We start from the raw sequence: 20,008 nt of genomic DNA, 5'->3' as shown, positions 1-20,008 counted from the left end.
TAATAATGACAAGCAAACGCGGGCTGGTGTCGCTGACCTTGCCGGTGATGATGGGATATTTGCCGTTGGGGGCCGTGTTTGGTGTGCTCTGGGTGGATGCCGGGCTCACCTGGTATTGGGCGCCGTTGATGAGCGTGTTGGTGTACGCCGGGGCCATGCAATATCTGGCGGTAGGCCTGCTGGCCGCCGGCATCGGCTGGATTGATCTGGCGGTGGCGACGTTGCTGGTGAACTTTCGCCACCTTTTTTACGGCCTGTCGCTCTATCACCTGTTGCCCAAGGGGGTGATTGGCCGGCAATATTTTATTTTCGGTATTACCGATGAAACCTATTCCCTGCTCAGTGCTTCGGGCCGGGTAAAAGACAGCGAAACTGCACTCTGGGTGGTGCTGCTCAATCAGGGCTACTGGGTGTTGGGTACCCTTGCCGGCATGGTGCTGGCCCGCGGCTTGCCCCCCGGTCTGCAGGGGCTCGACTTTGCCCTGACGGCGCTGTTTACCGTGCTGGCGGTGGAGCAAATTCGCGCCAAGAAAGACTGGGGCGCCGTGGCCCTGGGCGTGGTTGCGGCGGCGGTGGCCGGTGTGTTGGTCAGTGATTACTTCCTGCTGGCGGCCTCCATCATGCTGGTGCTGGTATTACTGGCCTGGCCCGAGCCCAACACCAGGGAGAAAATGACCCATGTCTGATACCGATTACCTGCTGGCGGCGCTGATCATGGGGGGCGTCACCTTTGGCCTGCGCGCCTTACCCTTTGTGGCCAGAGGCGTTATTGCCCATCATCACCGTATTCAGGTGCTGGGCCGGCGCCTGCCGGTGGCCATGATGGTGCTGCTGACCCTCTATGCCGTGGGCGTGCATAACTGGAGTTCGCCCGCCGACGGCCGGGATCAGCTGATTGCGGTGGCGGTGGTGGCCGTGCTGCAGTTATGGCGGCGTCAGGCTCTGACCAGCATTCTGGCCGGCACCCTGGTGTATATGGCGCTGGTCAACGGCTGGCTGGGGCTCTGATCCTTCCAGGCTTTGGGCTATAATTGCTGCCCTTCTTGTCAAATGGAACCGATTATGACCCTGTCTCTGCGTGCCCGCCTGCTGGGCCTGGCGGCCCTGTGCCTGAGTGGCCTGGCTCAGGCCGAACCTTTCGTCTTTACCGCCATTCCGGATCAGGACGAACGTCACCTTACCGAACGTTTTGGCAAGATTGCCGATTACCTGTCTGAAAAGCTGGGCGTAGAGGTACAGTACATTCCGGTGAAGAGCTATCCGGCGGCGGTCAGCGCCTTTCGTAACGATCAGGTGCAGCTGGCCTGGTTCGGTGGCCTGACCGGTGTACAGGCCCGAGAGCTGGTGCCAGGCAGCGAAGCCATTGCTCAGGGGGCGGAAGATACTGCCTTTGTCAGCTACCTGATTGCCCATGACAGCACCGGTCTCACTGAAAGTGAGCAGTTACCAGCGGAGCTGGCCGGCAAGCGCTTTACCTTTGGTGACAAGGGCTCCACTTCCGGCCGACTGATGCCGGAATTCTTTTTGCGTCAGCATTTTTCACAGGCCCCCGAAGCCCTGTTCTCTCGAGTCGGCTTCTCCGGCGATCACAACCGCACCATCAGTCTGGTGCAGTCCGGAGCCTATGAAGTCGGGGCGGTCAACTACGCCGTGTGGGATGCCGAGATGGAAAAAGGCAATATCGATGAAAGCAAGGTCAGGGTGATCTGGACCAGCCCCCAGTACCCCGACTACCAGTGGAGCATTCGCGGCGATGTGAACGCCCGCTTCGGTGACGGCTTCAAGGAAAAGGTGAAGCGAGCGCTGCTGGAAATGACCGATCCCGAGCTGCTGGCGGCCTTTCCCCGCTCGGGTTTTGTGGATGCCACCAACGATGACTACGCCCCCATTCGCGAGACCGCCGTGGCCATCGGCATTATGGATCCCGCCCGGTAATGAGCGAGCCGGCCACCCTGTTTCGATTTGACGGGGCTAGTCTCGGCTATGCCGGCAAGCCCGTGCTTGAGGCCCTGACCCTGAAGGTGAGGCGAGGGGACAAAATTGCCCTGCTGGGAGAGTCGGGCACCGGCAAAAGCACCCTGCTGCGCCGGCTGCGTGAGCTTCGCCCCAGTGATGTGGCCTGGTGTCCGCAACAGCCCGGCCTGGTGCCGGTGCTGAGCGCCTTTCACAACATCTACATGGGCCGGCTGGAACGCCATCCGTTCTGGTACAACCTGGCCAACCTGGTCAGGCCGCTGGCAACTCCAAAGGCAGAGATCGCCGGGCTGGCCAGCCGGCTGGGGCTGAGTGGTCAGCTCTGGCGTCCGGCTGTCGCCCTGTCCGGTGGTCAGCAGAGCCGGGTCAGCCTGGCCCGGGCGCTGTATCAGCAAAAGCCGGTGTTTATCGGTGACGAGCCGGTGTCGGCGCTGGACGAGCGTCAGGCCGCCGAACTGTTGCAGCTGGTGTGTGCACGGCACCAGACCGTGGTGCTGGCGCTGCATAACGTGGAGCAGGCACTGACTCACTGCTCCCGCATTGTAGGATTGCGCCAGGGGCGGCTAGTGCTGGATGCGCCAAGTAGCGAACTCAGTGCGGCCCAGTTGCGGGCCCTGTACACCTCCTTATGATCCCGTCTGCTTCCATGGGGCGTACCAGCCTGCTGTTTGTGGCGCTGGCGCTGCTGTGCCTGCCCTGGGCTGACTTTGCCATTACCGCCGTGGATCCCTGGTATGAGCTGGGCCGACTGGGTGCCGGCCTGCTGTTGCCGGCCTGGCCCGATGCCACCGTGTTGCTGTCGGCGCTGGCCAACACCCTGGCCTTTGCCCTGCAAGGGGTGGCGCTCGGCGCCATACTGGGCCTGTTTCTCGCTTGTGGTTATCGCAGTGCCGGCGTGCGCCGGCTGGCGGCGGGGCTCAGGGCGGTGCACGAACTGTTCTGGGCGCTGTTGTTTATGCAGTTGCTGGGGCTCTCGGCCTTGGCCGGGGTGCTGGCCATTGCACTGCCCTATGCGGGCACCTTTGCCAAGATCTACGGCGAGCTGTTTGAGGAAGCCGATCCGGCCCCGGAGCAGGCCCTGCCGGCGGGCTTGGGCCGGCTGAGCCGGCTCGTCTACCTGCAGCTGCCGCTGTGCTGGCGGCAGATGGCCACCTACACCGGCTACCGGCTGGAGTGCGGCATTCGCAGCTCGGCGGTGCTGGGCTTTATCGGCCTGCCCACCCTGGGCTATCACCTGGAATCCCTGTTGCGCCAGGGTTATTACGATGAGGCCGCCGCCTTTTTCTATGCCCTGGTGCTGATCATCGCCACCCTGCGCTGGTGGCTGCGGGGCCGGCTGGTGCCTGTATATCTGCTGGCGGCGGTGCTCTGGCTGCCGCCGGTGGCCAGCCTGAACTGGGGGCTGATGGTTCGCTTTTTTACCGAAGACATTATTCCCTCCCCCCTGCGCTCCGGGGACTGGACCGGACTCTGGCCCTGGTGGGCGTCGTTGTGGCAGCAGCAGGTGGGGCCTGGGCTGGCCAATACCTTGGTGCTGGCGCTGGTGTCACTGGTGGTGACCGGTGTGCTGGCGTTGCTGTGGTTTCCGACTATTTCCCGGCGTTTCGGCAATGTCGTCAGCCGGCAGGCCAGTCATGGCTGGCTGGTGCTGATGCGCTCCCTGCCGGAGTATCTGCTGGCCTTTATCGGCATGCTGCTGCTGGGGCCGGGCATGCTGCCGGCCATGCTGGCACTGGGCCTGCACAACGGCGCTATTATCGCCCATTTGCTGGGCCATCACCTCAATACCCTGAGCCTGCGGGAAGACGCGCCCCGTGGCCTGAACCTGTACGTTTTTGAAGTGTTGCCCCGACTCTATCGTGCCTTTATGGCCTACAGCCTGTACCGGTTTGAAAACCTTATTCGTGAAACCGCCATTCTCGGCATGCTGGGCATTCCCACGCTGGGTTTTTTTATCGACTCGGCCTTCAGCGAATTCCGTTTCGACCGGGCCATGGTGCTGCTGCTGGTATGCGCCGGGCTTAACATGCTGGTGGACGTGCTGGCCCGCCGCCTGCGGCAACGGCTGCACCTAGGCAATCGCGCCGAGGTGCTGTAAGTCTTTGCCAGTCAGTGCTAGCCCGAAGCATCAGCAGCGTTACCTGCGCCGACACGCTGCAAGCCGGTCAGCTTCGGTAATCCGGTGGCGTCATTAAGTTTGAGCGTTGCATAGCCACTCCTCGGCCGGCATTACAGGGGTTGCGAGGAGGGTAGGTTGGCGATGAGCCAGGCGGACCCAACACCGGGCCCTGGTGCTTGCCTTACAACACCAGCCCGCCATCAATTTTTAGTACCTGTCCGGTGATGTAACGGGCGCGCTGGCTGGCCAGAAACAGCACCCCTTGGGCAATGTCGGTGGGCTCACCCAGATGGCCGAGGGGAATGCGGGCGGTCATCTTGTCCAGCACCTTTTGCGGCACTGCCTGGGTCATCTCGGTATTGATAAAGCCGGGGGCGATGCAGTTGGCCCGAATCTGGGCGCCGCCTCGGGCCAGCTCTTTGGCCCAGCCCTTGGTCATGGTGATCAGTCCCCCCTTGCTGGCGCCGTAGTTGCTCTGGCCAATGTTGCCATCGGTGCCCACAATGGAAGAGATGCTGACGATGCTGCCGCTTTGGTGCAGTTTCATCAGCGGCAGCATCGCCTGGGTCATCAGGAAGACGCCCTTGAGATTTACATCCAGCACGCGATCCCAGTCGGTGTCGGTCATCTTTTCCAGCAGGGCATCGCGGGTGATGCCGGCGTTGTTCACCAGCACGTCAAGGCGGCCGTGCTCGGCCAGAATGCGGGCGCTAAGGTGGCTCAGGGCGTCGCCGTCACATACATCCAGGGTCACGGCGGTGACGTTGTCGTGCTCGCTCAGCCAGGCGTCGGCCGGGGTCATGTCAATGTCGCAGGCATAGACTCGGGCCGCTCCGGCAAGGGCCAGGGTTTCGCTGATGCAGCGGCCCAGCCCGCGGGCGGCGCCGGTAACCACACAGATGTTGTTTTGCATGTCATTGGCAGTGCCGTTCATGGTGCCTTCCTTTTTGAGAGTAGTGTCAGCCAGCTCCGATATTATGCTCCATAATAGCTTAAATTTTGCACTGCAATGTTAATTTTCATCAGCCAGTATCTTTATTTGGTTTTTTTATTTTGCGACGCATGATAGCGATGCGGTGAACCGTGAGCACAAAAAAGCCCGCACAAGGCGGGCTTTTGCATAGCGAAGCAGTATGACTTACTGACCGTTCCAGGCGGCCACCAGGGCGCGCTCCTCGTCGGTCATGCCGGTGATGTTGCCCAGCGGCATGTACTTGTTGGCAACAACCTGCTTGACGGTACCGACCTGCAGCAGCAGGTGCTCTTCGGTGTCCAGCACAACGCCGGCAGGCGCAGCGGCAAAACCGGGCTGAGTGGGCTGGGCGGCGTGACACTGCACACAGCGGGCTTCCATGACTTCCAGTACCTGAGCGGTGGTGACGACAGCGGCGGCAGGAGCGGCAGCGGCCTCTTCACCGGCGGCGGTTTCAGACTGGGTGGCAGCCGGAGCAACAGCAGTCGGGGCTGCTACCGGCTTGGGCGCACCTACCCAGATGGCCACCAGGATCAGCGCCACACCGGCGGCGGGATAACCCGGACGGATCTGGCCGGCGTGCATCAGTACGAAGTACTGACGAATCAGGGCACCTGCGAAGATGAACAGGGTCATGATCACCCAGGACAGTTCATGGCTGTAGGTGAAGGAGTAGTGGTTACTCAGCATCAGCAGCACTACCGGCAGGGTGAAGTAAGTGTTGTGCACGGAGCGTTGCTTACCGCGTTTGCCGTCGAGCGGGTTCGGGGTTTCACCGGCTTTCATGGCGGCAACCATGCGGCGCTGGCCGGGAATGATCCAGAAAAACACGTTGGCAGACATGGCGGTGGCCATCACGGCACCGGTCAGCAGGAAGGCAGCACGGCCGGAGAAGATGTGAGTGCTCAGGTAGGCAACCACCACCATCATCACGGCAACGGCAACGGACAGAATGCCATCGCGTTCCATATTGGGGCTGATGCGCTTACACAGCTCGTTATACACGATCCAGCCCAGCAGCAAGAATGCCAGGGCGGCAATGTTGGCCTGCCAGCCGGTCATGTTGGCGGCCCACTCCCAGGGAGAGGCGGGGTTGACCAGATAGAAGCTGGGTTTGGTCAGATACAGCAGGGTAAACAGACCGAAACCGGACAGCCAGGTGGTGTAGGACTTCCAGAAAGACCAGTGCAGGTCTTCGGGCAGTTGCTCGGGGCTGGTTGCATATTTCTGGTTGTGGTAGAAACCACCGCCGTGCACGGCCCACATTTCACCGAACACGCCTTTTTTCTTGCACTCTTCAGACTTGGGCGGGCGCAGGCCGTTGTCGAGCATTACGAAGTAAATGGATTCCCCTACCCAGGCAATGGCGGCAATCACGTGCAGCCAGCGGAGCAGCAGGTTACCAAAATCCAGCAGATACGCTTCCATGATGGTCTTACCTTCTCTGTTTCATTTTGTATTGATTGAGACCCTAGCGCATCGAAACAGAGCCCTGCCAAGGGCGGGAGCTGAGACCACATGCGCTGTTGTGTGCTTCCAAACTGTATACAGTTCAAAATTTGAACTGTTGACAATTTGTGAGGTGATTTTTTTCAAAAACATGAAGTTTGTCAACATTCATTAACAGTTAATTTTCTTGCATTTGCAACCACTTCGATGTTTTGAATTCGGTTTTAATGATAAAAATCTATTTTAATCAATGGTTTGTGCTTGTCTTGTGGCGGGGGGCGGCGAAGCCGGTGCCGGGGCAAGACGAAGCGGGCGTCATGATAGCGTATTTGACTACAGCTGCAACCGACTTCCCTGCTTGAAATGTAGAGCAAAGCGGGAGCTGGTTGTATACACCTGATCCGTCAACACCCGCTTTTACTCTAGTCGTCGGGATGAAACTGGGCCACTCGGCAGGCGAGCAGATGGTGCAGGGGAGCCGGGTCAAAAGCGGGGCTTATTCGGCCCAGCACATGGGCCAGGCTTTCCAGGGTGGACAGGGCCTGGCCGCCCGGCCCCTTGCGAATGGCGTAGCGGCCGGCAGGCGCCTGACTGAAACTGAGGGCGGGCAGGTCGTTGAGCCAGGGGTTGAGGTGACGCAACCGTCGGGTCTTGCGCCAGGTGCCGTCGAGTACCACTAGGCCGCCGATGTCGAGGCGGCCGGGGGGAGTGGTGTCGATATCCACCGCCTCGTCACCGGGGTAAAGCAGCCACCAGCGTCCTCGCGGCAGAGGCGCTGGTGGTGCCATGTGTTCGGCCACCACCCGTTGCAGTGCCGGCAACGCCAGCTGCAGCAGCGGCACCGTGCTTTTGGCGTGTCTGGCTTCGAGCGGGTGCTGCAGCACGATCACCGGCAGCGGGCAGGGTTGCGGCCGCGTCTCGGCGCACAGGCAGGTGCGCTCGGGCAGCCGGCAACGGGAGCAGGTGGCGCGGGACATGAGTGGGTGAATTCCTGACTGAAAACGGCCAAGTTTAACGGCCTCGCCGGCAGGGGGAAAGTGCGGGGGAGCATGAGACGGATTGTTAAGCGCCGCCGAATAGGCGAAAATAGCCGCCAGCCAAGTTCACTCTAGCGGATTTTATTTTCAGGCATACCCGCCGGCAGCCCGAGTCCGTGTCAACCCAGAAGATAGCACCATGTCAAACAGCACCATAGCGCAGGAAATTGCCAAGCGCCGTACCTTTGCCATTATTTCTCACCCGGATGCCGGTAAGACCACCATCACCGAAAAGGTGTTGCTGCACGGCCAGGCCATTCAGAGCGCCGGTACCGTCAAGGGCCGCGGCTCGGGCCAGCACGCCAAGTCCGACTGGATGGAAATGGAAAAGGAGCGGGGCATCTCGGTCACCACCTCGGTGATGCAGTTTCCCTACAACGACCGTCTGGTGAACCTGCTCGACACCCCGGGCCACGAAGACTTCTCGGAAGACACCTACCGCACCCTGACTGCGGTGGACTCCTGCCTGATGGTGATCGACGCCGCCAAGGGCGTGGAAGACCGCACCCGCAAACTGATGGAAGTGACCCGGCTGCGCGACACCCCCATCGTTACCTTTATGAACAAGCTCGACCGGGACATTCGCGACCCCATGGAGCTGCTCGACGAGGTGGAAACCGAGCTCAACATCATGTGCGCCCCGGTGTCCTGGCCCATCGGCAGCGGCAAGCTGTTCAAGGGGGTGTATCACCTGCACCGGGACGAGACCATTCTGTATCAGTCCGGCAAGGGGCATACCATTCAGGAAGTGCGTATCATCAAGGGCCTGGACAACCCCGAGCTGGACGAGGCCGTGGGTGACGGCCTGGCCGAACAGCTGCGGGAAGAGCTGGAGCTGGTGATGGGCGCGTCTCACGAATTTGACCAGGAGCTGTTCCTGGCCGGTGAACTGACCCCGGTGTTTTTCGGTACCGCCCTGGGCAACTTTGGCGTGGATCACATGCTCGATGGCCTCACCGAATGGGCGCCGGCGCCCCAACCGCGTCAGACCCAGGAGCGGGAAGTGACCGCCGCCGATGACAAGTTTTCCGGCTTCGTGTTCAAGATCCAGGCCAACATGGATCCTCGCCATCGGGACCGCATCGCCTTTATGCGCATCGTCTCCGGCCAGTACACCCAGGGCATGAAGATGAAGCACGTGCGCATCGGCAAGACGGTCAGCATTTCCGACGCCGTGACCTTTATGGCCGGTGATCGGGAGCGGGCGGAAGAAGCCTTTGCCGGCGACATTATCGGCCTGCACAACCACGGCACCATTCAGATTGGTGACACCTTCACTCAAGGGGAAGAGCTCAAGTTTACCGGCATTCCCAACTTCGCCCCCGAGCTGTTCCGTCGCATTCGCCTGCGGGACCCGCTGAAGCAGAAACAGCTGCTCAAGGGCCTGGTACAGCTGTCGGAAGAAGGCGCGGTACAGGTGTTCCGCCCGCTCGACAACAACGATTTGATCGTGGGCGCCGTGGGTGTGCTGCAGTTCGATGTGGTGGTGGCACGGCTCAAGGCCGAATATAACGTGGACGCCCTCTATGAGTCGGTCAACGTCTCCACCGCCCGCTGGGTGTATGGTAAGGACGCCAAGAAACTGGACGAGTTCCAGCGCAAGGTATCCGCTAACCTGGCCCTGGATGGCGGCGACAACCTCACCTATATCGCCCCCACCATGGTCAACCTCAACCTGACCCAGGAGCGTTACCCGGACATTCAGTTCAGCAAGACCCGGGAGCACTGATCCACCGGGGTTGTGACGTCGCTCCATACACGATGCCGGGCTTGTCCCGGCATTTTCTTGCCCGGCTTTCTGATACTCTTGAAGTCAGTACGCCGTCACTTTCCGGGATTGTCCATGCTGCTCACCGACACCCACTGCCACCTCGACTTTGACGCCTTTGCCGACGATCCTCAGGAGCACTGGCGGCGGGCTCAGGCCGCCGGGGTCCACCGGCTGGTGATCCCGGGCGTGGAAGAGGCCCAGTGGCCCGGGCTGCCGGCGTTCTGCGACACCCTTGCCGGTACCCGCTACGCCCTGGGATTGCATCCCTGGTGGGTGGCGGGCGCTTCCGCGCAATGGCAAGCGCGACTGGCGGCGGCGCTGGACGCCGCCGATGCTCGTTGTGTGGCCATCGGTGAAACCGGGCTGGACATGGCCTGCCGGTTACCCATGGCCGAGCAGGAAGCCGCGTTTTCGGTTCAGCTCCGGCTGGCCTGCGAGCGCGGCCTGCCGGTGATGATGCACAGCCACAAGGCTCACGATGTGCTGATGAAATGGCTGCGCCGCCTTACCCCGGTGGGCGGCGTGGTGCACGGCTTTGCCGGGTCCCTGCAACAGGCGCAGGCCTTCTGGCGGCTGGGTATTCATCTGGGGGTGGGCGGTACCATCACCTATGAACGGGCCAGCAAGACCCGCGGTGTCATCGCCGCCATGCCACTGGAGTCCCTGGTGCTGGAAACCGATGCGCCCGACATGCCCCTGTGCGGTTTTCAGGGCCAGCCCAACCATCCCGAGCGACTGCCGCGGGTGCTGAACGCCCTGGCGGAACTGCGCGACGAGCCCCTCGACGAGCTGGTCGCCGGGCTGGAAGCCAACGCCGATCGGCTGTTTGCCTGGTAGTACGATTTTGCGCATAAAATCAAAAATCTATCGCCGTTTCCCTCGTAAATTTCCGGTTTTTTTCTACCCTCAGAACACCCTGCCGTTAAATTAAAGAGACTTGCGGATGACCCTGATCATGAGCCTGGTGGGCATGGTGGTGCTGATCCTCATTGCCCTGCTGTGTTCCCGCAACCGCCGTGCCATTCGGCTGCGTACCGTGGGTGGTGCCTTTGCCATTCAGGCCGGATTGGGCGCCCTGGTGCTCTATGTACCCGCCGGGCGCGAATTTCTCAAGGCCCTGTCCGATGGGGTCGCCCAGGTCATTGCCTATGCCAACGACGGCATGAGCTTTCTGTTTGGCGGCCTGGTGGGGAACGCCGCCTTTGAAAGCGGGCTGGGGTTTATCTTCGCGGTGCGGGTGCTACCGGTGATCATCTTTTTTTCGTCGCTTATCGCCGTGCTGTATTACCTCGGCATCATGCAGTGGGTGATTCGGCTGCTGGGCGGCGCCCTGCAAAAGGCACTGGGTACTTCACGCACCGAGTCGCTCTCGGCCACCGCCAATATCTTTGTGGGCCAGACCGAGGCGCCGCTGGTGGTGCGCCCTTATATTGCCCGCATGACCGAGTCGGAGCTGTTTGCGGTCATGTGCGGCGGCCTGGCCTCGGTGGCCGGCTCGGTGCTGGCGGGCTATGCCTCCCTGGGGGTGCCGCTGGAATACCTGATCGCGGCCTCCTTTATGGCCGCCCCCGGTGGCCTGCTGTTTGCCAAGCTGCTGCTGCCGGAAACCGCCACCCCGGAACCCCAGGATCAGGCCGATGCCGCCGGTTTTGACGAGGACCACCCGGCCAACGTCATCGACGCCGCCGCCTCGGGTGCGAGCGCAGGCATGAAACTGGCGATGAACGTGGGCGCCATGCTGCTGGCCTTTATCGGCCTGATTGCGCTGCTAAACGGCATGCTGGGCGGCATGGGCGCCTGGTTTGGCATGGAGGGGCTCAGCCTGGAATGGCTGCTGGGCTGGCTGTTTTCACCACTGGCGTTTTTATTGGGGGTGCCCTGGGAGGAAGCCCGTTTGGCTGGCTCCTTTATTGGCCAGAAGCTGGTGCTGAACGAATTCGTGGCCTATGCGAATTTCGCCCCTTATCTGTCCGACCAACTGCTGCTGGACAACACCGGCAGGGCCATGAGCGAGCACACTCGTGCCATTATCTCCTTTGCCCTGTGCGGCTTTGCCAACCTGGCCTCGGTGGCCATTCTGCTGGGCGGCCTGGGCGGCATGGCGCCCGGCCGGCGACACGACATTGCGCGGCTGGGGTTGAAGGCGGTGTTGGCCGGCACCCTGTCAAACCTGATGTCCGCCGCCCTGGCCGGTTTTTTTCTGGCGCTGGGGGCGGCCTGAACACTTTGGTGCCCCTTCATGGTCAAATATCGGTACACTGGGGCAATGGCAGGGGAGAAGTGAATGAGTGAATTGCAAACGCAGGCGCGGCAGGCGCTGGCACTGATGGATCTGACCAGCCTCAACGAGCATGACACCGAAGCCGACATTATCGCCTTGTGTCATCAGGCGCTGACGCCCGCCGGCATGCCAGCGGCACTGTGTGTGTCTGCGCGTTTTGTGCCGCTGGCCCGCGCCACCCTGGCTGCACTGGGAGTGGCCGGCAGGGTGAGGGTGGCCACCGTGGCCAACTTTCCCGACGGTGGCGGCGATATTGCAAAGGCCGAACGAGAGACCCGAGCCGCCATTGCCGCGGGCGCCGACGAGGTGGATGTGGTGTTTCCCTGGCGAGCACTGATGGCCGGCGATGAGCAAACCGGCCCCGCCCTGGTCAACGCCTGCAAGGCCGCCTGTGGTGAGCGAACCCTTAAGGTCATCATCGAAAGCGGTGAACTGGGCACGCCGGCGCTGGTAAGGCGCGCCAGCGAGCTGGCCATTGACGGCGGCGCCGACTTTATCAAGACCTCCACCGGCAAGGTGGCGGTCAACGCCACCCTTGAGGCGGCAGGAGTGATGCTTGACGTCATCAAGCTCCGCGGTGGCCGGGTCGGCTTCAAGGCCGCCGGGGGCGTGCGCACCGCGGCCCAGGCCGCTGACTACCTGCGGTTGGCCGCCGAGCGGCTGGGGCCGGACTGGCTTACCCCGGCGCATTTTCGCTTTGGTGCCTCAGGGCTGCTCAACGACATACTGACCACGCTGCGGCTCGGTACGCGCGGGCCGAATACCGGCGGTTACTGAGATTGACCATTTTGGCCGTGCCGCCCGGCGGCACCAAGGAGACCCCATGAAACGTGCCATCGTCCTGGTTCTAGACTCGTTCGGCATTGGCGCCACTCCCGACGCCGACCGCTTTGGTGACGTCGGTGCCGATACCCTGGGGCATATCGCCGCCGCCTGCGCCCAGGGGCGGGCCGATGAGGGCCGCGAGGGACCGCTGCGGCTGCCCAACCTGGGCCGGCTGGGGTTGTTTCATGCTCATGCCGACAGCACCGGGGCCGTGGCGGAAGGCGTGACCCTGCCCGTCGAGGTCACCGGCAGCTACGGCTATGCGCGGGAGCTGTCGTCGGGCAAGGACACGCCCTCGGGCCACTGGGAGATTGCCGGGGTACCGGTGCTGTTTGACTGGGGCTACTTTCACGACACTCGCAACAGCTTTCCGCAAGGGTTGATTGACGCTCTGATCGAGCGGGGCGGACTGCCGGGGATCCTCGGTAACTGTCATGCCTCGGGCACCACCATACTGGAACAGCTGGGCGAGGAGCATGTGCGTACCGGCAAACCCATCTGCTATACCTCGGCGGACTCGGTGTTTCAGATTGCCTGCCACGAGCAGCATTTTGGCCTGGAGCGGCTGTACGCCCTGTGCGAGCTCACCCGGGAGCTGCTGATGCCTTACAACATCGGCCGGGTCATTGCCCGTCCCTTTGTGGGAGAGGGCGCCGCCGACTTCGTACGTACCGGCAACCGCCGGGACTACAGCATTGAACCGCCGGCCCCCACCGTGCTGCAAAAGCTGGTGGACGAGCAACATGGCGAGGTGGTGTCCATCGGCAAAATCGCCGACATCTACGCCCATTGCGGCATTACCCGCAAGGTCAAGGCCAGCGGTCACGACGCCCTGTTTGACGCGACCCTGAATGAGGTGGGAGCGGCCGGGGACAATACCCTGATCATGACCAATTTTGTCGACTTTGACTCAAGCTTTGGCCATCGCCGCAATGTGGCCGGCTACGCCGCCGCGCTGGAGTCCTTTGATCGGCGCCTGCCCGAGCTGCTGCGGCGGTTGAAACCGGAAGATCTGCTGATCCTCACCGCGGATCACGGCTGCGATCCTACCTGGATCGGCACCGAGCACACCCGTGAGCATATACCGGTGCTGGCCACCGGCGCCGGACTGAAGCCCGGGTCACTGGGCGGGCGTGACACCTTTGCCGATATCGGCCAGAGCCTGGCGACCTACTTTGGCACCAGCCCCATGGACTTTGGCCGCTCTTTTTTGTGATCCTTACTGACTAACGGGAACATCACCATGGCTACACCTCATATCAAGGCCGAGCGCGGCGACTTTGCCGAGACCATTCTGATGCCCGGCGATCCGCTGCGGGCCCAATACATTGCCGAGACCTTTCTCACCGATGTACGCCAGGTGAATGCGGTGCGCAACATGCTGGGCTTTACCGGCAGTTACCAGGGCAGGGCGGTATCGGTTATGGGCCACGGCATGGGCATACCGTCGGTGTCCATCTATGCCAAGGAGCTGATCACCGAGTTTGGGGTGAAAAACCTGATTCGCGTGGGCTCCTGCGGTGCGGTGCGCGATGACGTCAAGCTGATGGATCTGGTGATCGGCCTGGGCGCCAGTACCGAATCCAGAGTCAATCGTACCCGCTTTATGGGCCATGATCTGGCGGCGATCGCCGACTTTGAACTGACTCAGCATGCCGTGGCGGCGGCCAATCATCTCAAGGTGCCGGTGAAGGTGGGCAACCTGTTTTCGGCGGATCTGTTCTATACCCCGCAAAGCGAGCTGTTCGAGCTGTTGAAACGCTATGGCGTAGTGGGCGTGGAAATGGAAGCCGCGGGGCTTTATGGCGTCGCCGCCGAATTCGGTGCCCGCGCCCTGACCATATGCACGGTATCGGATCACATATTGCGCGGCGAGCGGCTCAGCGCCGACGAGCGCCAGACCGGCTTTGATCAAATGATGGAAGTGGCGCTGGAGTCGGTACTGCTGGCCGACTGAGCCTTATTCGGTCGGTGCACGTCGCCGGCGCCACCGCAGCAACGCCGCGGTCAGCAGGGCACCCATGGCGCCGGTCAGGGGCAGCAGCCAGCTCAGCTGCCGGTAAAGCCGCTGCCAGAGTTGGTGTTGCTCGGCGGTCAGCGCCGACTCCGACAGGCTCAGGTGCAAAAAGCCGGCGGCACGCTCCTCGTCGTACAGGGGCCTTACATAGGCCTGCCTGGGTACAGTGTCGGGCGCGTCGGTGGCGGCCAGCAGGGTGCCGCCGCCGTCGTACAGGCGGGCCGACAGCACCAGCGGTGAGTGGCTGAGCTCGGTGACCAGCAGTTGCTGTGCCTCGCTGTCTTCGGTGCTCAGCGCCCGCAGTGCCTGAAACTCGGCGAAATCCGCCAGGGCGGAGGCCGAGGTGCGGTGCGGCAGCAGCTGCCAGCGCTGGCCCAGTTCGTTCAGCGCCAGCCATTGGCGACCGGCCAGCAGCAACAGCAGCAGTGCCAGCAGCCACAGCCAGGGCAACCGTTTAAAGAGTGATGGAGGGGTGCTCATGGCGGACAATATTGTCTCTTGCCTGCTTAAAAAGCAATACGCTACCCTGAGCGCCGGTTTGTCGTAGTAATAAAGGGAACAAAAGTGGCACTGTTGCTCAATGAGCTGCCCGAGCGGGTAGTGGAATGGAAAGACGCACTGGCGCAGCAATCATGCCTGTGGCGTGAGGGAGAATGGGAAGCCGGGCACCTGCCTGAAGTGAAGGGACGGCTGGTGTTGCTGGCGGAGCGCCTGAGCAAACAGGCCCTGGTGGCCAGCCTGCAGGTGCTGGATGAAGCCGGTATTCGTGTCGAGCTCAGCGCCGTGGCGGTCGTGGCCGGACGGGAGCTGGCCAGCCTGAGGCTGTCGGCCTGGTCGCCGGCGCTGAAGGCGGCACTACAGCAGGTGGCTACCGACTGGGATCTGGCCTGTGTGCCGTCACTACCCTCGGCCGACAAGCCCGGCCTGGTGTTGATGGACATGGACTCCACCGCCATTCAGATCGAATGCATCGATGAGATCGCCGCCTTGGCCGGAGTGGGGGAAGAAGTGGCCGCGGTCACGCGGGCCGCCATGGAAGGGGCGTTGCCGTTCTCCGAAAGCCTGCGGCGCCGAGTGGCCGCGCTGGCCGGGGCCGATGCCGGTATTATCGATGAGGTCATCGGCCGCATGCCACTGATGCCGGGTCTGACCGAGCTGGTGGCCGGGCTCAAGGCCATGGGCTGGAAGGTGGCCATTGCCTCCGGTGGCTTTGTGCCCTTTGCCCGTCATCTGCAGCAACAGCTTGGGTTGGATGCGGTGTTTGCCAACACCCTGGAAATTCGCGACGGCAAACTCACCGGTGAGGTGTTGGGCGCCATCGTCGATGCCGATGCCAAGGCCAATATTCTGGTGGAGCTGGCCCACGAGCACGGCATTCCCATTGCGCAGACCGTGGCCATCGGCGACGGCGCCAATGATCTGAAAATGCTGGCCCAGGCCGGCCTGGGGGTGGCACTGCACGCCAAACCCCTGGTGCAGCAGCAGGCACCGGTGTGCCTGAACCGGCTCAGCCTGGAAGGGGTGCTGGGCCTGCTGCAGGCGCGTTAAGGGATGAACGCGCCAGTCCGGTAATGTCGATGACCTGGCACAATAGCGACAGCTCCGCCAGGTTCTGCTCCAGTTGCTGGGTCTTGTAGAGCGAGGTTTCGGTCAGCCGTTGCCACTCCGGCATATAGAGATCGAGCTGGCGCAGTTGCAGGCGGTTGCTGATCAGCTGGCACACGGTCAGCTCCTTGTCGCTGGCAAGCAGACGCTCGCGGGTGGCCGCATCGGGATCAATCTGGCGCTGGCGAACACCGGCCGCATCCGTGCTCAGCCAGACTTCGGAGAGCAGGTGGCTTCTGCCACTGGGGCGTTGCAATATGGTGGCGACCGACTGCAACAGCGGCCGGGACAACAGCCGGCCCGGAGAGGCCTCGTCGTCGTCATTGCCGAGCCAGCCCATCAGCGCCGGCAGGTGGTCGGCGGCAAGGCTGCCCTGAACATAAAACCCGCCGTCATTGCGACCCAGAATAAAGGCCGGACCGGCCAGTTGCTGTACCGCCTGGCGGGTCAGCAGCCGTATCCAGGCGGGGTGTTGCATGGTCTCGGGGCGGGCGCGCAGCTTGTCCTGGTTCTGGGCCAGCAGGGCGGTGAAGAATCGGCAGCCGGCGTGGTTTTTTCCCGCCGGCTCGGCCTGCAAATGCAGTACGTGGCCATCACCGCTCTGGTTGATCACCCGGTAGCGCAATCGTTTCAGTTTCCAGTCCCGGCCCAGTTTGCTGAGTTCGGGCAGGCTCAGTTGCACCTCTGTGAGCAACTCCAGCTCCAGTGCCTTTTCCAGCCTGACTTTCATGCCCTGCACCGAAATATCTTCGGTTCCCCCCCTGATCAGGGCGTCGCCCAAGGCCAGCTCTACCGGGGTGTTGAACCGAAAGCGGGTTTCCTTGCGCAGCGCCGCCTGGCGCAGTGGCACCAGGTTGAGTGGCGCTGGGGTAGCGGGCAGCAGGTAGGGCTGCAGCAGCCGGGGCCGGGCCGGCAAACGCTGTTCCGGCTCGGGGGCAGGCAGGGGAGTCAGCCACAGCTGCCATTTCAGCATCTTTAGCTTCGTCTGGCCCATGACGTCGAGATCATCCAGCAGGGCGTCGCTCAGGCGAACCGGTGACAGGCTGAGGTGATAGAGCTGCAGGGTGCCGGCGCGCTGTCCTTCACTGATAAATTGCGCCAGTTGCCTATCCTGCTCCAGCCGGTCATGCTCGGCGGCGAAACGGTAGCTGGCGGTCTTGCCCTGAACCCGGAATGCGTAAAGCAGCATGCTGGCCTGAGAGCGGCCGGCCATGGCGAGAATGCGCTCGGGCGCCAGCAGGCAGCCCAGCAGATCCCCTTGTTCCTTTTGTTGCCAGTATTCCAGCAGCGGTTTGCCGGCGCGGTTGCACAGGGCCTGCTGCAGGCTACCCCGAGCGTCAAAAAACAGCACCTGGCCCTGCCCACTTTCCAGCAGTGCCCGGCCCCAGCACTGGGACAGGGCGGTTTCAAAAAGGTCTTCTGCATCCTGGCCATAGCGGCCCTGATTCTGGTCGATAAACTGCTCCAGGGCCTGGTCCCAGGCCTTGTCGGGCTCAATGCGCTGCAGCCGCACCCGGCCCTTTTCATTTTTGCCCTGGCATACTCGCCGATAGTGTCTGGGCTCGGCCAGACAGGCCAGGGCGGGCTGGCGGGCCAACCCGGGAAAGGAGACCTCCACCTCTTCGGGCAGTTTTGCCGCGGATGCCAGGGTGGCCATCAGGCCATGCACCGAAATGTCGAGGCTGTTGGTCTGCAGCTCGCCATCTGCGAGGTGAAAACGCACCGGCGTCACAAACTGCAGGCGAGGCTCCTGGCGTCGAATGCCAAAGCCCAACCGGTGCCAGGGCGTGCTGTTGAGCATGGCGGGCTGCTGGCGCAGGGTTTCGAGCTCGGTCAGCAGGGCCTCGTAAAGGCCACGGGTGTAATCGCCGTTGTACTGCTCAAGCAGCTGGCCAAAGCGTTGCTCCAGCCGGGGCGGCAGCATGTGATAGAGTCCCTGGTGCAACACCGGGCGGCATTGCTGGGGAAACAGCTGGCGCAAATCCAGCACCCGCAGGCAGGGGGCCTTGAGCCGGTTGATTTCGGCCAGCAGGCGGTAATGGGTGCGACTGTCGGTTTCCGGCAGCAGGCTGTTCAGCAGGGTTTCGGCATCCTGCTGGTAACTGAGGGGAACGATGCGGTCAAGCAGGGCTTTATAGGGGCTGAAATCCATTTTCGTGTGCTTGAGTGAGCGAAAATCTTGAGCCAGTATAACAGCTTGTGAATTAATGAGTGAGACAGCATGGCCAAGTCCAAAACCGCCTTCGTCTGTGGCGAGTGCGGCGCCGAGTTTCCCCGCTGGCAGGGGCAATGTTCCGAGTGCAAGGAATGGAACACCATCAGTGAGATTCGCCTGGCGCCAGCTTCCTCGTCCAGTCGCAATGCCCGATTTTCCGGTTATGCCGGCGCCATCGATAACAAGGTGCAGACCCTGAACGAAATCGCCATGACCGAAATTCCGCGCATCGACAGCGGTTTTCGTGAACTCGATCGCGTGCTGGGCGGCGGCCTGGTACCGGGCTCTGCGATTCTGATCGGCGGTAATCCGGGCGCGGGTAAAAGTACCCTGTTGCTGCAGGTGATGTGTGGCCTGGCCGGGCGGATGAAAACCCTGTATGTGACCGGAGAGGAGTCGTTGCAGCAGGTGGCCATGCGCGCCCAGCGCCTGGGGTTGCCTCGGGATCAGCTGCGCATGCTGTCGGAAACCAATGTCGAGCAGATCTGCCACGTGGCCCGGGAAGAGCGGCCGGCGGTGATGGTGATCGATTCCATTCAGGTGATGCACGTGGCCGATGTGCAGTCGGCACCCGGCTCGGTGAGCCAGGTGCGGGAAGCTGCTGCCCAGCTGACTCGGTTTGCCAAGCAGCAGGGGGTGGTGATCCTGATGGTGGGCCATGTGACCAAGGACGGCACCCTGGCCGGCCCCAAGGTGCTGGAGCACTGCATCGACTGCTCGGTGCTGCTTGATGGCGCCGCCGACAGCCGTTTTCGTACCCTGCGCAGTCACAAGAACCGCTTTGGTGCGGTCAACGAGTTGGGGGTGTTCGCCATGACCGAAACCGGCATGAAGGAGGTGAGCAATCCGTCTGCCATCTTCCTCAGCCGGGGCGAGGAGCAGATCACCGGCTCCGTGGTCATGGTGATTTGGGAAGGCACCCGGCCGTTGCTGGTGGAGCTGCAGGCGCTGGTGGATTATTCCCAGCTGGCCAATCCGCGTCGGGTGACCGTGGGTCTGGAGCACAACCGGCTGGCGCTGTTGCTGGCGGTGCTGCATCGCCATGGCGGTATGCAGATGGCGGATCAGGATGTGTTCGTCAACGTGGTAGGCGGAGTGCGGGTCGAAGACACCAGTGCCGATCTGGCGCTGCTGCTGGCACTGGTGTCGAGCTTTCGCGATAAGCCCCTGCCCAAGGAGCTGGTGGTGTTTGGCGAGGTGGGCCTGTCGGGAGAAATCCGGCCGGTGCCCTCGGGTCAGGAACGGCTGACGGAAGCGGCCAAGCACGGCTTTACTCGGGCGATAGTACCCTGGGCCAACCGGCCCAAGCAGCCTCCGGAAGGCATGGAAGTGATCGCGGTGAAAAAGCTGGAAGAGGCGCTGGAAGCGCTCTAGTCACCGGCCAGGTGCACAAACTGGCGTTGCAGCAGGTGCTCGTCACCCAGGTTGAGTTCCACTAGGCGACGCAGGTGGGTGGCGCTGGCCATGTCGAGGAGTTCGCACTCCAGTCCCAGTCCGGCCCCCCGATGATGGCGTTGCCGGCCGCGCATCACGATGCGCTGACCGGCGTCATCCAGCTGCAACTGCAGCTCCAGCCGCTCGTCGTCACGGCCCTGCCAGCCAGCGGGGCGAGTGAGCAGGGCGCCATGCAGGGACAGATCGCACACTTCTACCGGCCATTCCTGCCCGCCGGCGTCAATCAGCCGGGCTTGAGCGTTAAAGCGGACTCGGCTGAGGGCTCTGCGTTCGGCCAAAATCGCCTC

At 62.5% G+C, this 20,008-nt stretch carries 19 protein-coding genes; 13 read left to right on the top strand and 6 right to left on the bottom strand.

Annotated features, from left to right (window positions below):
- The first annotated feature begins 5 nt into the window (after positions 1-5).
- Genes OJHNALOF_RS03205 through OJHNALOF_RS03185 form a run of 5 tightly spaced genes read left to right on the top strand, consistent with a single transcriptional unit; the run spans position 6 to position 4,072 of the window.
- Positions 6-686, top strand: coding sequence for an AzlC family ABC transporter permease (locus tag OJHNALOF_RS03205; protein WP_094201795.1), 681 nt, complete (start codon positions 6-8; stop codon positions 684-686).
- Positions 679-1,008: a branched-chain amino acid transporter permease gene (locus OJHNALOF_RS03200; RefSeq protein ID WP_165661135.1), complete on the top strand. Its 330-nt coding sequence runs from the start codon at positions 679-681 to the stop codon at positions 1,006-1,008. Before OJHNALOF_RS03205 ends, OJHNALOF_RS03200 begins: the two co-directional genes overlap by 8 nt.
- Before the next feature lie 54 nt (positions 1,009-1,062).
- Positions 1,063-1,935: a putative selenate ABC transporter substrate-binding protein gene (locus tag OJHNALOF_RS03195; RefSeq protein ID WP_165661134.1), complete on the top strand. Its 873-nt coding sequence runs from the start codon at positions 1,063-1,065 to the stop codon at positions 1,933-1,935.
- A complete protein-coding gene (locus tag OJHNALOF_RS03190) occupies positions 1,935-2,606 on the top strand; it encodes an ATP-binding cassette domain-containing protein (protein WP_165661133.1) in 672 nt (223 codons plus the stop codon). Before OJHNALOF_RS03195 ends, OJHNALOF_RS03190 begins: the two co-directional genes overlap by 1 nt.
- Entirely contained in the window at positions 2,603-4,072 is a 1,470-nt protein-coding gene (locus OJHNALOF_RS03185) for an ABC transporter permease (protein WP_240919629.1), read from the top strand. Before OJHNALOF_RS03190 ends, OJHNALOF_RS03185 begins: the two co-directional genes overlap by 4 nt.
- A 202-nt stretch (positions 4,073-4,274) precedes the next feature.
- Here OJHNALOF_RS03185 and fabG read toward each other — a convergent pair whose 3' ends face one another.
- The 3 genes from fabG to OJHNALOF_RS03170 form a co-directional block, all read right to left on the bottom strand.
- On the bottom strand, positions 4,275-5,027 hold the full coding sequence (gene fabG, locus OJHNALOF_RS03180; protein ID WP_094201799.1) for a 3-oxoacyl-ACP reductase FabG: 753 nt from the start codon (positions 5,025-5,027) through the stop codon (positions 4,275-4,277).
- Positions 5,028-5,231: 204 nt separating this feature from the next.
- Positions 5,232-6,494 (bottom strand): urate hydroxylase PuuD, encoded by a 1,263-nt coding sequence (locus tag OJHNALOF_RS03175; protein WP_094201800.1) that lies wholly within the window; start codon positions 6,492-6,494, stop codon positions 5,232-5,234.
- 443 nt (positions 6,495-6,937) lie between these two features.
- Positions 6,938-7,492 (bottom strand): tRNA-uridine aminocarboxypropyltransferase, encoded by a 555-nt coding sequence (locus OJHNALOF_RS03170; protein ID WP_165661132.1) that lies wholly within the window; start codon positions 7,490-7,492, stop codon positions 6,938-6,940.
- A 199-nt stretch (positions 7,493-7,691) separates the two neighbouring features.
- Here OJHNALOF_RS03170 and prfC point away from each other — a divergent pair, with 199 nt between their 5' ends.
- From prfC to deoD, 6 genes are all read left to right on the top strand, one after another.
- Positions 7,692-9,281, top strand: coding sequence for a peptide chain release factor 3 (gene prfC / locus OJHNALOF_RS03165; protein ID WP_094201802.1), 1,590 nt, complete (start codon positions 7,692-7,694; stop codon positions 9,279-9,281).
- A gap of 114 nt (positions 9,282-9,395) precedes the next feature.
- Positions 9,396-10,160, top strand: a complete 765-nt coding sequence (locus OJHNALOF_RS03160) for a TatD family hydrolase (protein WP_165661131.1) — start codon at positions 9,396-9,398, stop codon at positions 10,158-10,160.
- A 106-nt stretch (positions 10,161-10,266) separates the two neighbouring features.
- On the top strand, positions 10,267-11,544 hold the full coding sequence (locus tag OJHNALOF_RS03155; protein ID WP_165661130.1) for a NupC/NupG family nucleoside CNT transporter: 1,278 nt from the start codon (positions 10,267-10,269) through the stop codon (positions 11,542-11,544).
- Positions 11,545-11,607: 63 nt separating this feature from the next.
- Entirely contained in the window at positions 11,608-12,381 is a 774-nt protein-coding gene (gene deoC / locus OJHNALOF_RS03150; protein WP_165661129.1) for a deoxyribose-phosphate aldolase, read from the top strand.
- A 46-nt stretch (positions 12,382-12,427) separates the two neighbouring features.
- Positions 12,428-13,645 carry a phosphopentomutase gene (locus OJHNALOF_RS03145; protein ID WP_165661128.1) on the top strand — a complete coding sequence of 406 codons (1,218 nt, stop codon included), beginning with the start codon at positions 12,428-12,430 and terminating at the stop codon, positions 13,643-13,645.
- A gap of 27 nt (positions 13,646-13,672) precedes the next feature.
- Positions 13,673-14,386: a purine-nucleoside phosphorylase gene (gene deoD, locus OJHNALOF_RS03140; protein ID WP_165661127.1), complete on the top strand. Its 714-nt coding sequence runs from the start codon at positions 13,673-13,675 to the stop codon at positions 14,384-14,386.
- 3 nt (positions 14,387-14,389) lie between these two features.
- Here deoD and OJHNALOF_RS03135 read toward each other — a convergent pair whose 3' ends face one another.
- The gene (locus tag OJHNALOF_RS03135) at positions 14,390-14,926 is read right to left on the bottom strand and encodes a hypothetical protein (RefSeq protein ID WP_165661126.1); all 537 of its coding nucleotides are present in this window, start codon (positions 14,924-14,926) and stop codon (positions 14,390-14,392) included.
- Positions 14,927-15,016: 90 nt separating this feature from the next.
- Here OJHNALOF_RS03135 and serB point away from each other — a divergent pair, with 90 nt between their 5' ends.
- Positions 15,017-15,994, top strand: a complete 978-nt coding sequence (gene serB / locus OJHNALOF_RS03130) for a phosphoserine phosphatase SerB (RefSeq protein ID WP_165661153.1) — start codon at positions 15,017-15,019, stop codon at positions 15,992-15,994.
- Here serB and OJHNALOF_RS03125 read toward each other — a convergent pair.
- Complete coding sequence (locus OJHNALOF_RS03125) at positions 15,954-18,203, bottom strand: PilZ domain-containing protein (protein WP_165661125.1); 2,250 nt, start codon at positions 18,201-18,203, stop codon at positions 15,954-15,956. The genes serB and OJHNALOF_RS03125 overlap by 41 nt on opposite strands.
- 69 nt (positions 18,204-18,272) lie before the next feature.
- Between OJHNALOF_RS03125 and radA the strand changes: the two genes are divergently transcribed.
- On the top strand, positions 18,273-19,640 hold the full coding sequence (gene radA / locus OJHNALOF_RS03120) for a DNA repair protein RadA (RefSeq protein ID WP_094201810.1): 1,368 nt from the start codon (positions 18,273-18,275) through the stop codon (positions 19,638-19,640).
- On the opposite strand, the gene OJHNALOF_RS03115 is transcribed toward radA, so the two are convergent.
- Positions 19,637-19,999, bottom strand: a complete 363-nt coding sequence (locus OJHNALOF_RS03115; RefSeq protein WP_165661124.1) for a PilZ domain-containing protein — start codon at positions 19,997-19,999, stop codon at positions 19,637-19,639. The two genes, radA and OJHNALOF_RS03115, sit on opposite strands and share 4 nt — an antisense overlap.
- Positions 20,000-20,008: the final 9 nt, after the last annotated feature.

Origin of the sequence: Oceanimonas sp. MB9 (assembly GCF_011319775.1) — a bacterium.
Lineage (GTDB): Bacteria > Pseudomonadota > Gammaproteobacteria > Enterobacterales > Aeromonadaceae > Oceanimonas > Oceanimonas doudoroffii.
The sequence above is the reverse complement of the archived record's forward strand: the minus strand, read 5'-3'. Positions and strand labels throughout refer to the sequence as shown.

Excerpts from the sequence above, each read along its gene's own strand:
- OJHNALOF_RS03205 (WP_094201795.1), top strand. The coding sequence starts at position 6 with ATGACAAGCAAACGCGGGCTGGTGTCGCTGACCTTGCCGGTGATGATG.
- OJHNALOF_RS03200 (WP_165661135.1), top strand. The coding sequence starts at position 679 with ATGTCTGATACCGATTACCTGCTGGCGGCGCTGATCATGGGGGGCGTC.
- OJHNALOF_RS03195 (WP_165661134.1), top strand. The coding sequence starts at position 1,063 with ATGACCCTGTCTCTGCGTGCCCGCCTGCTGGGCCTGGCGGCCCTGTGC.
- OJHNALOF_RS03190 (WP_165661133.1), top strand. The coding sequence starts at position 1,935 with ATGAGCGAGCCGGCCACCCTGTTTCGATTTGACGGGGCTAGTCTCGGC.
- OJHNALOF_RS03185 (WP_240919629.1), top strand. The coding sequence starts at position 2,603 with ATGATCCCGTCTGCTTCCATGGGGCGTACCAGCCTGCTGTTTGTGGCG.
- fabG (WP_094201799.1), bottom strand. The coding sequence starts at position 5,027 with ATGAACGGCACTGCCAATGACATGCAAAACAACATCTGTGTGGTTACC.
- OJHNALOF_RS03175 (WP_094201800.1), bottom strand. The coding sequence starts at position 6,494 with ATGGAAGCGTATCTGCTGGATTTTGGTAACCTGCTGCTCCGCTGGCTG.
- OJHNALOF_RS03170 (WP_165661132.1), bottom strand. The coding sequence starts at position 7,492 with ATGTCCCGCGCCACCTGCTCCCGTTGCCGGCTGCCCGAGCGCACCTGC.
- prfC (WP_094201802.1), top strand. The coding sequence starts at position 7,692 with ATGTCAAACAGCACCATAGCGCAGGAAATTGCCAAGCGCCGTACCTTT.
- OJHNALOF_RS03160 (WP_165661131.1), top strand. The coding sequence starts at position 9,396 with ATGCTGCTCACCGACACCCACTGCCACCTCGACTTTGACGCCTTTGCC.
- OJHNALOF_RS03155 (WP_165661130.1), top strand. The coding sequence starts at position 10,267 with ATGACCCTGATCATGAGCCTGGTGGGCATGGTGGTGCTGATCCTCATT.
- deoC (WP_165661129.1), top strand. The coding sequence starts at position 11,608 with ATGAGTGAATTGCAAACGCAGGCGCGGCAGGCGCTGGCACTGATGGAT.
- OJHNALOF_RS03145 (WP_165661128.1), top strand. The coding sequence starts at position 12,428 with ATGAAACGTGCCATCGTCCTGGTTCTAGACTCGTTCGGCATTGGCGCC.
- deoD (WP_165661127.1), top strand. The coding sequence starts at position 13,673 with ATGGCTACACCTCATATCAAGGCCGAGCGCGGCGACTTTGCCGAGACC.
- OJHNALOF_RS03135 (WP_165661126.1), bottom strand. The coding sequence starts at position 14,926 with ATGAGCACCCCTCCATCACTCTTTAAACGGTTGCCCTGGCTGTGGCTG.
- OJHNALOF_RS03125 (WP_165661125.1), bottom strand. The coding sequence starts at position 18,203 with ATGGATTTCAGCCCCTATAAAGCCCTGCTTGACCGCATCGTTCCCCTC.
- radA (WP_094201810.1), top strand. The coding sequence starts at position 18,273 with ATGGCCAAGTCCAAAACCGCCTTCGTCTGTGGCGAGTGCGGCGCCGAG.